Below are 13,470 nucleotides of genomic sequence, written 5' to 3'. Positions count from 1 at the left end.
CAAGCTGGCCGAGGCGCTGGACGTGGACCTCGTGTACGACTTCCCCTCGAGGTGGTGGGGAGGGCGGGTGGCGGGGCTGAAGGACGCGCCGGGCAAGAGCGTGCACGGGAGGCTCTTCGAGATCTCCGGGAAGGACTGGCCCATCATCCAGCACAAGGAGGGCGCGGTGACGAGCATGTGCGTGGAGCGGCTCGTGCGCGTCCGGGTGGAGGGGCAGGAGCTGCAGGCCACGGCGTTCGTGACGTCGCCGAGGCGCGCGGCCACCGAGGGCCCCATCAGCCAGCGGTTCATCGAGGCGCTGGTGCGCGGAGCGCAGAGCGCGGGCCTGCCGGCGGACTACATCGAGCGGCTGCGCCGCGGCGAGTAGGGGAGGGCGGACCCACACTCCAGGGAGATTGGGGGCCCCACTCCATCGAGCAGGTGGGTAGAGTACGCGCATGCTCCTGTCTCTGAGGACCAAGGGCATCGGCCCGGCTCCACGCTTCGACCTGCCACTCGGCACGCGTCTCAATGTGCTCACGGGTGACAACGGACTTGGAAAGAGCTTCGTCCTCGACCTCGCGTGGTACGCGATGACGGGAACCTGGGCAGGACAACCGGCGCTTCCGCGAGCGGACACGAAGGGCTCCGCGTCCGTCAGGTGGACGCTTCGTCTGCGGAGCGGGAAGACGACGCAGAAGGAGAGCCGGTGGGAGGCGAAAAAGCGCTCCTGGGGCTGGCCGGGTGGCAGGCCACCAATGGCCGGCCTCACGGTCTATGCCCGCGTCGATGGCGGCTTCTCCGTGTGGGATCCCGCTCGCAACTACTGGCGGAACGCCAAGGCATTGGGCGTCGACGACTCCGACCGACCGGACGCATACCACTTCGGACCTGATGAGCTCTGGAACGGCTTGCGCGGTCCCCCCGGGAAGATCATCTGTCGCGGGCTGATCGAAGACTGGATCACCTGGCAGTTGAAGGAGAGTGCCCAGAAGCAGTCGCGATTCCACATGCTCCGGCGGGTCTTGAAGCAGCTCTCTCCGCCGGGCGAGCCGATGCTGGAGCCGGGCGAGCCGATGCGGATCGCGGTGGACGACTCTCGCGAGCACCCGACGCTCCGGATGCCGTACGGTGACGTTCCCCTCGTGCACGCCTCGGCCGGCATCCGGCGGGTGCTCGGCCTTGCCTACCTCATCGTCTGGGCCTGGTCCGAGCATGAAGCGGCGCGCAAGCTGCTGAAGCAGCCAGCCGAGAACCGCGTCGTCCTCCTCGTCGACGAGGTCGAGACGCACCTGCATCCGCGCTGGCAGCGGGACATCGTTGCGTCACTGCTCAAGGTCGTGGAGGACCTCGGTGCCGAAAACGCGCATCTTCAGGTGCTCCTGACGACACACTCACCCCTGGTTCTCGCGGCGATGGAGCCGTCCTTCAACGAGAAGACGGACCGGCTCTTCCACTTCCGGCTCGAGGAGGGCGACATCTCGCTCGAGAACCTGGATGTCTACCCGCGTGGAGACGCGAGCGCCTGGCTGACGTCGGAAGTGTTCGACCTCGAGGAGGCGCGCTCGATCGAAGCAGAAGACGCGATGCGGGCCGCGGAGGATTGGTTGGGAGGCAAGCACGAGGGCCTGCCCGCGAGACTCTCGTCGTTCGAACAGATAGACGCGGAACTGCGGAAGACCGTCCCAGGGGACGATCCCTTCTGGATTCGGTGGGCGCTCGAGCGTGAGCGCGTGGAGGGCGGGAATGGTTCCGTGCGGTCCGGGTAGACAACCCCCGAGATTCCAGACGCGCGTCGGCGGGCCCGGTCGTGCCTGGCTCAAGGCGAATAAGGGCTCCAAGAAGCGCCCACCTCCCTACTGGACCCGGGTGCTCGACGATCTCTGGCACGCGTTCGACCAACGTTGCGCGTATCTCGGCACGTTTCTGGGGACGGTGGGCTCGGTCGATCACTTCGTCTCCATCGCCGAAGACAGGGCAGCCGCCTACCGGTGGGCGAACTATCGCCATGCGGCCAACTGGGTCAACAGCCGCAAGCGAGCCATCCCATCGAGGGAAATCGTCGATCCCGCTTCCGTCGGCCCGGGGTGGTTCCGCCTCACCTACCCCGGACTGCACCTCGAAGTCGGACCGAAGTGCCCGAAAAACATGCGTCAGCGAGCCGAGTCCACGCTCGACCGCCTCGGGCTCCGCCGTGGGCGACGGACACTGCTGGCCCGGACCGGGTTCCTGCGGGCCTACTTGTCCGGTGACCTGTCCCTTCCTCTGCTCCGCCGGTGGGCGCCGCTCGTCGCCGAGGTCATCGAGCGCGAGGGGTTGAAGCCCAGCCTCAAGCCAAAGCGCCCTGGTAGGAAGTGATGCCTCACTCCGCTGAAGGAGCGCGGCAAGGTCCCGAGAGAAGGTGAACACGCTGTTCGAGGGCGAGCTTTCGGAGCAGGACAAGCTCGCACGCTGATGAGCAAGCAGGCGTTGAGCTCCGAAACCGTCCGGAGCGGTATCAAGGACATCCTGCTCAAACACGTGCAGCTGTGGGAGGCCCTTCGGTCCAAAGGGAGCGCTGGACGCACGGAGGGGACGGAGCCGTAGGCCGCGACGAGCGCGCCACTTGTGGAGTAGGGATCCGCTGTGGTCACCGATCACCTCCTGGAGTGGGGCTGGGCTCGGTGCGAACAAGAGCGTCAGGTCTTGAGCAGGCAGGGAAGTCAGGGAGAGGCACGCGTGGAGACGGAGAAGAAGCCCGAGTCGGGCTGGGACCAACCGGAGCGGTTGGGGCCGTACCAGCTCCAGGAGCAGGTGCCGCAGTCCGCGTACAGCCAGGGGGAGCTCTATCGGGCCACGCACGAGACGAGCGGAGCGCCGGCCCTGGTCCTCAAGCCGGCCGCCGAGGAAGGGGAGGGCGCGGTGCCGCTGACCGACTGGCGAGTGTGCTTCAGCTCCTCGACTTCCCCCAACTACCTCGCCGTGGAGTTGGAGCATTCCCCCTGTTCTGCTCCCGACAGGCACTCGGTGGAGGAGCTGGTGTGCATGTTCGAGGATGTGCGCGACGGAGTAGGGCGCATGGACCAGGCCTTCTCCGCGTCCAATGAGCCGCACCGCCGGTGGCGGCGCTTGGAGCCGGCGCTGGCTGGTGCTGTCGCGCTCGTACTGGCGCTGCTGCCGGCGACGCTGGCACCTGTGACCGAGGAGCCGGTGCGGGAGGCCATGGGGGAGGCCTGGGTCACGGATGTCAACGTGGACCCCGTGCCCGTCCAGGCTGGCGAGGCGCCGCGCCCGGTGAAAAACCAGAAGCGGGCGCCCTGTACGGCGGGCCTCGAGGTGGAGGTGTCCGGCGTCTGCTGGCTGCGAATTGAGAATCGCCCCTGCCCACCGCAGACCGTGACCTATCAGGGCCACTGCCTCCTGCCCGTCGCGGTGCCACGCCCGCCTGTCACCAGCCTGGACGGTGGCGACGGCTCCGAGCCCCGCTGACGCGTCGTTTCCTTGCCGTTGGAAGATACGACAGCGCAACACCCAGGGAGTTCGAGGCATTTTTGCGGCAGCTCTACAACCGACCCGCGATGCGCGCGAGGTTCCCGGATGGCTTCTGACGTTCCCTCGCGTCCCATGCGTTTCTTCGTCCTGAAGAAGTTGAACGGAGGCGAGCACGACACCGAGGCCAGCACGGTCAAGCCAAATATCGGCCCCGCGCTGCCTTGTCCTCAGTGTGGGGAACCCCTCGGGATGCTGAGCTGGCAACCTCCCTACCGGATCGAACTGGAGCTCTACGGCAAGGACTTTGGCGATTTCATGGAGGGTGCTGGCGGCGATCTCCTGGTCACCGAGCGCTTCGCGGAGGAGTTCAAGGCGGAGGGGTTGACGGGGCTCAGCGGCTTTCATCCCGTGGAGGTGGTGCGGGTACGCCGCAAGCGTCGCGGCCCCACACCCGGTCCACCGCCCAGGTATCTCTTCGTCACCCCGGTCCATGGCCTCCCAGCGCTGGACATGGAGCGCAGCCGACTACGGTTCAGCAAGCCCATCGAGTGCTCGTGGTGTCGCTACACGGGTATCGACGCCATCGACGGGCTCGTCATGGAGGAGGGCACGTGGAACGGGGAGGATGTGTTCCGGCCGCGCGGCCTCTGGGGGCGGGTGATTGTCTCCGAGCGCTTCATGCGCTTCGCCCAGAGACAGGCCATGAGTCACTTCACCCTGATACCCCTCGACAAGTACGTCTGGGACCCGCTGGGGCTCTACTACCCTCATTCGCTGCAAACGGATCCGCCGAGCCGGAGCTAGCACGCACGGGCTGAAGGGCACCTGGAACTGAGGCAATAGCCACTATCCGACAGGGGCTCCCGCTTCGAGTCCAGCGACGGACTCCCTCATCGTGTCCGCCGTTTCCTCCCGGGGAGAGCGGGCCTAGCTCTTCCGGTCAACGGGCGGAAGTGGACCCCGTTTCCGTGCGACACCGGACGAGGGGGGCACACATGAGAAGAGTCGTCGTCACCGGGGTGGGACCCGTCACCGCCGCGGGGATGGGGTCTGCCTTCTGGGACAACCTTCTGACGGGCCGCAGCTTCGTCACCCCCAACAAGCTCTTCACCCCCGAGCCCGGCCAGGCGACCGCCGCCGCCAGCGTCGACCTGGAGGAGGCCATCGCCATCGCGGGACGCGCGCCCCATGGGTCCGCCCTCGCGCACCGGCTGAAGAAGCTGCAGGACCGCGAGCTGCGTCCCCTGCCCAATCGCACCCTCTACCTCGCGCTGGCCGCCGCGCAACTGGCCCTGGAGGATTCGCGGCTGGACGAGCGGGTGCTGGAGACCCACCGCGAGGACATTGGGGTCATCATCGGCAACACCTTCGGGGACACCGCCTCCATCTTCGAAGGCAAGCCTTCCACCATGTACGCCGCGCTCAACTCCGCGCATGGCCCGGCGGGCGCCATCAGCATGGCCTATGACTTCCACGGTCCCTCGCAGGGCGTCGCGGCGGCCTGTGCCTCGGGCAACATCGCCCTCATCAACGCCGTCGAGAAACTCCGCCTGGGGGAAAGCCCCATCATGCTGGCCGGTGCCACCTCCGCCATGCTCCACAACAGCACCTGTTGGGAGTCCCTCAACCGGCTGGGCGTGCTGGTGAACAGGGACGAGGAGCCCTCACGGCTGTACCGGGCCTTCGATGAGGAGCGGCAGGGCTTCGTGTTCGGAGAAGGCGCGGCGGTCCTGGTGCTGGAGGAGCTGGAGCACGCAATGGCTCGCGAGGCGAGGATCTACGCGGAGATCGTCAGCTACTCCCAGCGAATGTTCCCGACCCGGATGGTGGTCACCATCGACGACCAGGGCTACGAGCGCGTCCTCCAGGAGAGCCTGGGCCGCGCTGGCCGCACTCCACGGGAGCTGGGCCACTCCCGGCTCTACATCAACCTGCACGGCACGGGGACGAAGCAGGGCGACAGCGCGGAGCTCGATGCCATCCGTCGCGTGTTCGAGGACTCCCAGCTGGGGACCTCGGTCTTCGCCTCCAGCACCAAGCCCTACTACGGTCACACCCAGGACTCCTCGTCCGCCATCGAGGCGGCCATCTGTGCCCTGTCGCTGTACCACGGCGCGATTCCCGCAACCCCCAACCTGCGCAATCCCATCCACCCGGGCGCCTTCCTGCCCAAGGAGGCCCTTCGGATGGACTTCGATCTGGCGGCCAACCTCTCCGCGGGCTTCACCGGCTACTATGCCGCCATCCTCTTCGCGAAATACGCACGGTGAGATGAGCGCCGCCACGCGCGGGAGCGCTGGGGCGGTAGCCGGATGCGGAAGGTCGAGCCGGCCCCTCCCTGGCTCACCACCTCCAGCGGCTTTCTCCTAGGATGCGGCGGCCCTACCTCTCGAGGTCGCCCCTCCATGTCGCTGTCACCGCGCTCGCTCGCGCTCCTCGCCTTGCCCCTGCTGCTGCTCACCGCCTGCCCGTTGCCGGGAGGCGGCGGCACCACCCCGGATGCGGGCCCCCCTCCGTCCACGCCCGATGCGGGTCCGGGCGATGCGGGCTCGGGCGACGCGGGCCTCCACCCCGACACCATCGCGCCCTCGGTGTTCATCACCGACCCCGCCGACTCCCTGAGCACCACCCAGGCCACGGTGTGGGTGACGGGCGACGCCTTGGACGACGTGGGCATCGTGGCGGTGGAGCGCGTGGTGGGCACCACCGTCACGCCGCTGTCGTTCACGTCGACGGGTCCGAACTCGGTGAGCTTCTCCTTCGAGGTGTCGCTCGAGCTCGGGCCCAATGACATCGTGGTGCGCGCGCGCGACGCGGCGGGACGCACCGGCGTCATGTCCGTCCTCATCACCCGCGAGGCGCCTCCGGCCCCCCGGCCCGTCATCAACCGCTTCTCCGTGGACAAGCAAGGCGTGGAGCCGGGCGAGACGGTGGTGTTCAGCTGGGAGGTGAGCAGCACCACGCCCGTCACCCTCACGCTCATGCCGTATGGCCTCGACGTGACGGGGCAGAGCCAGGTGTCGCTGACCGCCCCGAGCGACGACACCGAGTACCGGTTGGTGGCGAGCAACGCCGCGGGCACGGTGGAGCAGCGCCTGCTGTTGGGGGTGGGCGGCCCCTTGCGCCTCTACCCCGAGCGCGCGGTCATCGTGCCCGGCGCGCGCCAGCGCGTGCAGGCCCTCAACGCGAAATACAACTCCGGCCGCTGGACGGTGAGTCCCGCGGGGGGCTCGCTGCAGGTGACTCCCATCTACGAGGGCGCGGAGGAGCAGCAGCCCTACGCCGTCTTCAGCGCCTCGGCCCCCGGCACCTACACCCTGACCTTCACCACCCAGGAGACGGTGCCGCGCTCGGGCAGCCTCACCCTCGAGGTGCGCCCCGTGGCCTCGCGCATCGCGCGTTTCGAGGGGCTGGGCGGTCAGCTCGCCCCCAAGTCCTCCGTGTACCAGGACGCGCTCGCGCTCGACTCCGCGGGCGCGCTGTGGGCGGTGTCGGAGCAGGGGCTCGGCCGGCTCGACCCCGTCTCCGGACGCTGGAGCTACGTGTCCACCCGGCAGGCGGACGGCTCCCCGGATTCGCCCCAGGCGGTGGTGGCCACCCGGGACGGGGACGTGTGGGTGTGGCTGACCCAATCGAGAGGGCTGCTGCGCGTGCCCGCCGGCAGCCGTCAGGCCGAGGCGGTGCAGGTACCGTGGGGGCCCTTCGACCAGGTGCGGCTGCACGCGGACCCCACCGGCGCGGGCCGGCTGTGGGCCTGGTGGTTCAAGTGGGACGCGGACGGCAAGGTACTCCCGTTCCTGTACTACCGGGGCCTGGGCGCGGGGGGCACCTGGACGCAGGTGAGTGCGCCCCTGGACTTCGAGGTGACGGCGATGGGCGTGTCGCCCTCGGGCGAGCTGTTCCTGGGCGGCTGGAAGCAATTCCCGAGGGCGCGGTACAGCGAGGTCTTCCGCCGGGATGCGGTCAGCGGCGAGTGGGTGAGTCTCCACCTGATGGAGCAGCAGGCGGATCCGCTCAGCGGCCTGCAGCCAAACAATCCCGTCTACGCCTTCGCCTTCCAGGGCGACACCCTCTATGCGGCGAGCAAGGGCGTGCTCGTCTGGACGAAACAGAGCGGCAACTGGGACCAGATGCTCAACGGACTGCCGGCGTGCAACGGCCCCGTCGGGTGCGAGGTGTACGACGTCGGCCTGCGGCCTGGCGGCGAGCTGCTGGTCGCCACCACCGGGGGCAGCGGGTTCAACTTCGCGGGCGTCTACTGGAGACCCCAGGGGCAGGCGTCGTTCGAGGTGTATGGCACCCGCTCGGGTTACCTCAACCACTGGTCGGGCTACGCCATGAGAGAACTGGAGGTGACCCCGGAGGGCACGGTGTTCGCCGCGTCCCTGGCGACGGGCGTGCTGCGCCTGGCGAGCATCTTCGACGCCTGGCAGGTGGCCGGCGTGCAAGGCATTCCCGCGGGCTGCTCCCCCCTCAACGCCCTCACGGTGGGCCACGACGGCACGCTCGTGGTGGGCGCGGGCACCGGCCCTCACGAGGGCCTGCACCGCGCGCTCTACCGCATGGGCCCCTCCGAGGACGCGTGGACGGGCTTCGGCGACATGATCGGCTACGAGGACTCCTCGGGCAGGTTCCACAACATGGCCGTGGATGACGTGGCGCTCGACGGTTCGGGCGCGCTCACCCTCGTCACCAGGATTGGCGCGCTCAACCGCGCCAATCCCGGCTCGCTCGGGCTCCACCTGCTGTCCGGGCCTGGGCCCGGGGATGGGGGTCATGCCCGGGAGGTGGAGGTCCTCTCGGACGGCACGCTCTACGTGGGCACCGACACCCTGGACCCCCTCGTGTGGTGGCGGTCCCCCACCGTGTCCTCGTGGGCGGCCGTGCCCGCGCTGCGAGATCTCGATCGGCTGGTGCGCACGGCGGACGGGGCACTGTGGGCGAACTCCATCGAAAAACCAGGCGCCTACCGCCTCGCTCCGGGCCGGCCGGGCTGGGAGTGGCTGGATAACGGGATTCCCGAGCACTCCCCGTACGTCGGGGGCTACAAGAACGGCCTGGCGCTCGACACCGACGGCAGCGTGTTGCTGCCCACCGTCGGGGCGGGCCTCTTCCGCTGGGACACGATTGCCGGGCGCTGGGCGCCGGTGGGTTTTGGTACCCCGTCGCGGGGCGTGCAGCGGGTGGCGGCGGGCGGTGGGCGCCTCTACGTCTTCGTCGAGGACTCCGCCTCCCACCAAACGACCGTCTTCGAGCTCGACCGGGCGAGCGGCGCCTGGGTGCCCGCGAGCGAGGGCCTCCCCCAGTGGGAGTGGAAGCCGCGAGGGTTCGAGGCGCTGCCCGACGGACGGCTCGTCCTCCTCACCGAGTCCACCATCTCCACCTGCGGGGGTGTGATGCGCAGCGTGGACGCCCCGTGAGCTGAGGGGGCCCGACGCCGGTGGACGGGCGCGCTGCGTTTCAGGGCCGGGAGGGAAGGCCAGCAAGCGGGCGAGCTGGGGGGGTCAAAGGTTTCGAAGCCCGCCGCGGACCGTGGGCTTACCAGGGGCAGTCCCGTAGGCTGGAGCCCTCGTCGAGTTGGAGGGCGTCTCCTGGCACATCGTTTGACCGCTGTAGTCCTGCTCCTGGCTCTCTTCACCGCGTGCGCCACCCCGCGCGTTGTACGCCTCGACACGGGGCAGGGGGCTCCTCTGGAGTACAAGCCGTCCGCCTCGAGCAAGTCCGTGAGAGTGGACGCGCAAGCGTTCGAGGACGCGCTGGCGCGGTGGGTGTTGAACGCGCCTCTCTTCCTCCGTGTCCCTCGGCAAGGCTGGCTGGTACGCGCCAGCTATCCCGGCAACGACACGGACGGTCGATGGCAGCGTCTGATGAGCAAGAGCTTCAGCGGCCTCTGTCAGCCGGGCCAGCGCGGGGAGCACTGCCTCTCCCTGCTCGACGACGTGATGGGCCTGAGCGAGTGGGACAAGCTGGGAGTTGCCCTGGGCCTGTCGCTCGACCCTCTGCGAGAGAGCATCTCCAAGGCGGTGGAGGACACCCTGGCCCCCCAGGTCTTCTATGCGGTCATCGCCACGGGCCTCATCACCTGGGCCGTCCTGGCGGCGAACCCCGAGCCCGTTTTCACCAAGGCCGCGGCCATCGTCTCAGCGCTGCTGTTGATCTACCTGGGAGTGGAGACGTTCCTGGAGGTGGTGGAGGCGAGCCGGGAGCTGAAACGGGCCACCGACAGGGCCAGCACCCCCGAGGAGTTGGAGCGGGCCGGTCAGCGCTTCGCCAACCGGGTGGGGCCGGAGGTGGCACGCGTCTTCGTTCTCGCGGTGACGGTGGCGGTGAGCCAGGGAATGACCGGTGGCGCCGCGTGGCTGGCCTCGCGGCTGCCGATGCTGCCTGGCTTCTCGGAGGCAGCGGCGGTGGGGGCCTCACGGGTAGGCATCCACCTGGCGAACGTGGAGCAGGTGAGCGCGGTGGCCGTCGTAGGAAGCACCGTCGTCATCTCCCTGCCTGCCACGGCGGTCGCCATGGTGGCCCGAGGAGGAGAAGGCCAGGCGGCGTCTGGTGCGAGCGGACAGCTTCACCACGTCATTTCCAAGCGGATCGCGGAAGCGCTCGAGCGGCATGCCACCCTTCGAGGCCACTACACCGCGAGGGATCCACGTCTTGTCACGCGAGCGACCGACAAGGCCTCCCACAACGGCTACCAGAAATGGCACCGTGACGTAGATGACGAAGTCATCGAATGGCTTGGAAGATATGACACAGCAACACCCGAGGAGTTCGAGGCATTTTTGCGGCAGCTCTACAATCGACCCGCGATGCGCGCGAGGTTCCCGGATGGCTTCTGACGTTCCCTCGCATCCCGTGCGTTTCTTCGTGCTGAAGAAGCTGAGAGAAGGCCCGCACGACACCGAGTTCAGCACGGTCAAGCCGACTATCGGCCCCGCGCTGCGCTGTCCTCAATGTGGGGACACCCTCGGGACGCTGAGCTGGCAACCTCCCTACCGGGTCGACCTGGAACTCTACGGCGAGGACTTTGGAGATTTCATGCAGGGCGCTGGTGGCGATCTCCTGGTCACCGAGCGCTTCGCGGAAGAGTTCAAGACGGAGGGGTTGACGGGGCTCAGCGGCTTTCATCCCGTGGAGGTGGTGCGGGTACGCCGCAAGCGTCGCGGCCCCAAGCCCGGTCCACCGCCCAGGTATCTCTTCGTCACCCCGGCCTATGGCCAGCCAGCGTTGGATATGGAGCGCAGCCGCCTGCGGTTCAGCAAACCCATCAAGTGCACGTGGTGTCGCGCCACCGGTATTGACGCCAACGACGGGCTCGCCTTGGAGGAAGGCACGTGGAACGGGGAGGATGTGTTCCGGCCGCGTGGTCTTTGGGGGGTGATTATCGTCTCCGAGCGCTTCATGCGCTTCGCCCAGAGACAGGCCATGAGTCACTTCACCCTGGTGCCCATCGAGAAATACGTCTGGGACCCGCTGGGCCTCTACTCCCCTCAGCCGCTGCAACCGGACCCGCCGAGCAGGAACTAGCCCTGGTGGAGCTGGGCCGTAGGTCGGACGCGGTCGAGCGGGCCTTCCAAGCTGTTCATTCGTGGGCATTCAACTCCAACCGCGGGGAGGGGTGTCCAAGGGGGGAAGCTACCTAGCTTGCATGGGATGCCCAGGTCGCTCGCTCATGGAGAGGCCAGGAGGGACCGATGGTGAGCGTCTCCTGTCCGCGTTGTCGGAACACCGTGTCGGTGGAGGCCGCGCCCAGCGGCAACCGCGTGCGGTGCGCCTCCTGCCGCGAGCCCATCCCGCTCGTCGTGCCCGAGCGTTCACGTCAGGCCGCCTCCGGGCGTGCTCCGACCACGTCCCGCCCTGCCCAGGCTCGCGCACGCACCGGGTCCGCTCCCCTCGCCAAGGTGGGTGACAGGGCCCTCGCCGTCACCCAGCGCGTCCCCTCCGTGTCGCCGCGGGGTGGGTCCTCCACGCCGGAAGCGCCGCCAGCTCGAGAGGAGCGCACCGCCGTCATCCGGGCTCCGCGCGCGCCACCTTCCTCTCCGGCTCGTGCTCAGACGCCTCGCCGCGTTCGCGAGGCCTCCGCCCCCGCCGCGGTGGCCCGCTCCGTCACGCCTCCTCCCGCGCCGCGCGAGCCGGCCCCGCGTGCGCCGGCCCTGGCTTCCGTTCCTCCCGCCCGCGCCTCCCGGAAGGGCGCCCCCTCGCGCGCCTCCGCGGCCTCGGGCCAGGACTCCGTCTCCCTCGCCCAGGGCACCACGCTCGGCGGCTACCAGCTCGTGCGGAGGCTGGGCGCCGGCTCCATGGGGACCGTCTGGCTCGCGCGCCAGCTCTCGCTCGACCGCGACGTCGCCGTGAAGGTCCTCCGTCCCAGCCTCGCGGATGATCCCCAGTTCGTCTACCGCTTCACCCAGGAGGCGCTCGCCGCCGCCCAGCTCGTCCACCACCACGTCGTCCAGGTCTACGACTGCGGCTCCGACAAGGGTGTCCACTTCTTCAGCATGGAGCTCGTCGATGACGAGAGCCTCGCCTCCCGGGTCGAGCGCGAGGGCCGCATGGATGCCGAGGTCGCCGCCGGCTACATCCTCCAGGCCGCGCGCGGGCTCAAGTTCGCCCACGATCGGGGCATGGTCCACCGCGACATCAAGCCCGACAACCTCCTGCTCAACCGCAACGGCATCGTCAAGGTGGCCGACCTGGGCCTCGTCAAGCAGGCCCTCGTCGAGCACACCCGCCAGCGGCGGCTCGCCCAGCGCTCCGAGGCGAGTGCGTCCAGCTCGGGCGCCAGTGACTCGTCCCTCGAGCGCACCATGGGCACGCCGGCCTACATGGCTCCGGAGCAGTTCGAGGACTCCTCCGCCGTGGATGCGCGCGCCGACATCTACTCGCTGGGCTGCACCCTCTACCACCTCCTCACGGGACAGCCTCCCTTCCAGGCGGACTCCCTGGTGGGCGTCATGTCCCTGCACATGCTCGAGCCCCCCGTCTCCCCCAGCGAGCGCGCGCCGCGCGTCCCCGTCTTCCTCTCCCAGCTCGTCCTGCGGATGATGGCCAAGCGCGCCCAGGAGCGGCCCGCGCACATCGACGACGTCATCCAGGCCCTCGAGGCCTTCCTCGGCATCGACAGCGCCGCGGCCTTCTCGCCCCGCGAGGAGCACGCCAGCTTCCTCGAGTCCTCCGTGGAGGGCTTCAATCAGGCGCACTGGGCGCGCAGGCGGAGGTGGCTCGTCGCGGGCTTCGCCCTGCTCGCCGCGGGCGTCACGGGCGGGCTCGGGTGGCGCCTGGGCGCACGTCCCGCGCTCGTCTCGGCCAGCTTCGTCGCCGCCACCTGGATGTTCTCCTTCTGTCTCCGGGGCCTGCTCCAGAAGGGGGCGCTCTTCCTGCGCTTCCGCCAGCTCGTCTTCCAGGCGCCCCTCGTCACCTGGGCGGCATGGTTGCTGGCGTGGGGTGGGGCGGCCTGGGCCCTGTACTCCTTCCGCCTGCACCTCTGGGCGCTCGGGCTGCTCGGGGCCGCGCTGGTCTGCGCCCTCGGCTTCTGCGTGCTCGTCGATCGCCGGGTCGCCGCCCAGCGCCGCCCCTTCGTCGAGGGCGTCGAGCAGATGCTGCGCACCATGCGCCTGCGGGGCCTGGAGGAGGGCGCGCTGCGGCAGTTCGTCTGCAAGTACGGCGGCGAGCGCTGGGAGCCCTTCTACGAGGCCCTCTTCGGCTACGACGCCAAGCTGCTGGCGCGCGAGAAGTGGGGGCGCAATGACCGCGACCTGCCCCGGAAGAAGCACGCCACCTGGCGCGAGCCCCTCATCCGCGCCATGGATGCGCTCCAGGCTTCCCGGCAGCGCCGGCGCGAGCAGCGTCACCTGCGCAAGCTCGCTCGGGCCTGAGGACCCGTTGAGGTCCAAGCACCTCCCGTCGCCTCCGCTCGGCGTCTCGCCGAGTTTCCGAAATCGAAACTTGTACCCAGAGCGGATTTCCCCATCGCCAGGGGCCCGGCATGCTGAGCATCCCCCGACCCTTCGGGGATGGCTCCAT

The 13,470-nt window shown here is 69.1% G+C and carries 10 protein-coding genes; all 10 read left to right on the top strand.

Features of this window, described 5'->3' with window-relative positions:
* Positions 1-367 (top strand): gamma-glutamylcyclotransferase (locus VF697_RS21985; RefSeq protein WP_331098039.1); only part of this gene is annotated, 367 nt, incomplete at its 5' end.
* A gap of 70 nt (positions 368-437) precedes the next feature.
* Positions 438-1,748, top strand: coding sequence for an ATP-binding protein (locus tag VF697_RS21980; protein ID WP_331098037.1), 1,311 nt, complete (start codon positions 438-440; stop codon positions 1,746-1,748).
* A 100-nt stretch (positions 1,749-1,848) separates the two neighbouring features.
* Positions 1,849-2,337: a hypothetical protein gene (locus VF697_RS21975; RefSeq protein WP_331098035.1), complete on the top strand. Its 489-nt coding sequence runs from the start codon at positions 1,849-1,851 to the stop codon at positions 2,335-2,337.
* Between the two features lie 360 nt (positions 2,338-2,697).
* Positions 2,698-3,447: a hypothetical protein gene (locus tag VF697_RS21970; RefSeq protein ID WP_331098032.1), complete on the top strand. Its 750-nt coding sequence runs from the start codon at positions 2,698-2,700 to the stop codon at positions 3,445-3,447.
* A gap of 252 nt (positions 3,448-3,699) precedes the next feature.
* The gene (locus VF697_RS21965; protein ID WP_331098031.1) at positions 3,700-4,254 is read left to right on the top strand and encodes an imm11 family protein; all 555 of its coding nucleotides are present in this window, start codon (positions 3,700-3,702) and stop codon (positions 4,252-4,254) included.
* A 191-nt stretch (positions 4,255-4,445) separates the two neighbouring features.
* A complete protein-coding gene (locus VF697_RS21960) occupies positions 4,446-5,720 on the top strand; it encodes a beta-ketoacyl-[acyl-carrier-protein] synthase family protein (RefSeq protein ID WP_331098029.1) in 1,275 nt (424 codons plus the stop codon).
* Positions 5,721-5,855: 135 nt separating this feature from the next.
* Positions 5,856-8,870: a hypothetical protein gene (locus VF697_RS21955; RefSeq protein WP_331098027.1), complete on the top strand. Its 3,015-nt coding sequence runs from the start codon at positions 5,856-5,858 to the stop codon at positions 8,868-8,870.
* A gap of 171 nt (positions 8,871-9,041) precedes the next feature.
* Complete coding sequence (locus VF697_RS21950; protein WP_331098041.1) at positions 9,042-10,289, top strand: hypothetical protein; 1,248 nt, start codon at positions 9,042-9,044, stop codon at positions 10,287-10,289.
* A 28-nt stretch (positions 10,290-10,317) separates the two neighbouring features.
* Positions 10,318-10,977, top strand: coding sequence for a hypothetical protein (locus VF697_RS21945; RefSeq protein WP_331098025.1), 660 nt, complete (start codon positions 10,318-10,320; stop codon positions 10,975-10,977).
* Positions 10,978-11,144: 167 nt separating this feature from the next.
* A complete protein-coding gene (locus tag VF697_RS21940) occupies positions 11,145-13,322 on the top strand; it encodes a serine/threonine-protein kinase (protein ID WP_331098023.1) in 2,178 nt (725 codons plus the stop codon).
* The last annotated feature ends 148 nt before the right edge of the window (positions 13,323-13,470 follow it).

Source organism: Archangium sp. (assembly GCF_036388035.1).
GTDB lineage: Bacteria > Myxococcota > Myxococcia > Myxococcales > Myxococcaceae > Archangium.
This window is presented reverse-complemented; position numbering and strand designations above follow the sequence as displayed.

Bases quoted from the DNA above. Each gene is read 5' to 3' on its own strand.
- VF697_RS21980 (WP_331098037.1), top strand. From the start codon at position 438: ATGCTCCTGTCTCTGAGGACCAAGGGCATCGGCCCGGCTCCACGCTTC.
- VF697_RS21965 (WP_331098031.1), top strand. From the start codon at position 3,700: ATGCTGAGCTGGCAACCTCCCTACCGGATCGAACTGGAGCTCTACGGC.
- VF697_RS21960 (WP_331098029.1), top strand. From the start codon at position 4,446: ATGAGAAGAGTCGTCGTCACCGGGGTGGGACCCGTCACCGCCGCGGGG.
- VF697_RS21955 (WP_331098027.1), top strand. From the start codon at position 5,856: ATGTCGCTGTCACCGCGCTCGCTCGCGCTCCTCGCCTTGCCCCTGCTG.
- VF697_RS21940 (WP_331098023.1), top strand. From the start codon at position 11,145: ATGGTGAGCGTCTCCTGTCCGCGTTGTCGGAACACCGTGTCGGTGGAG.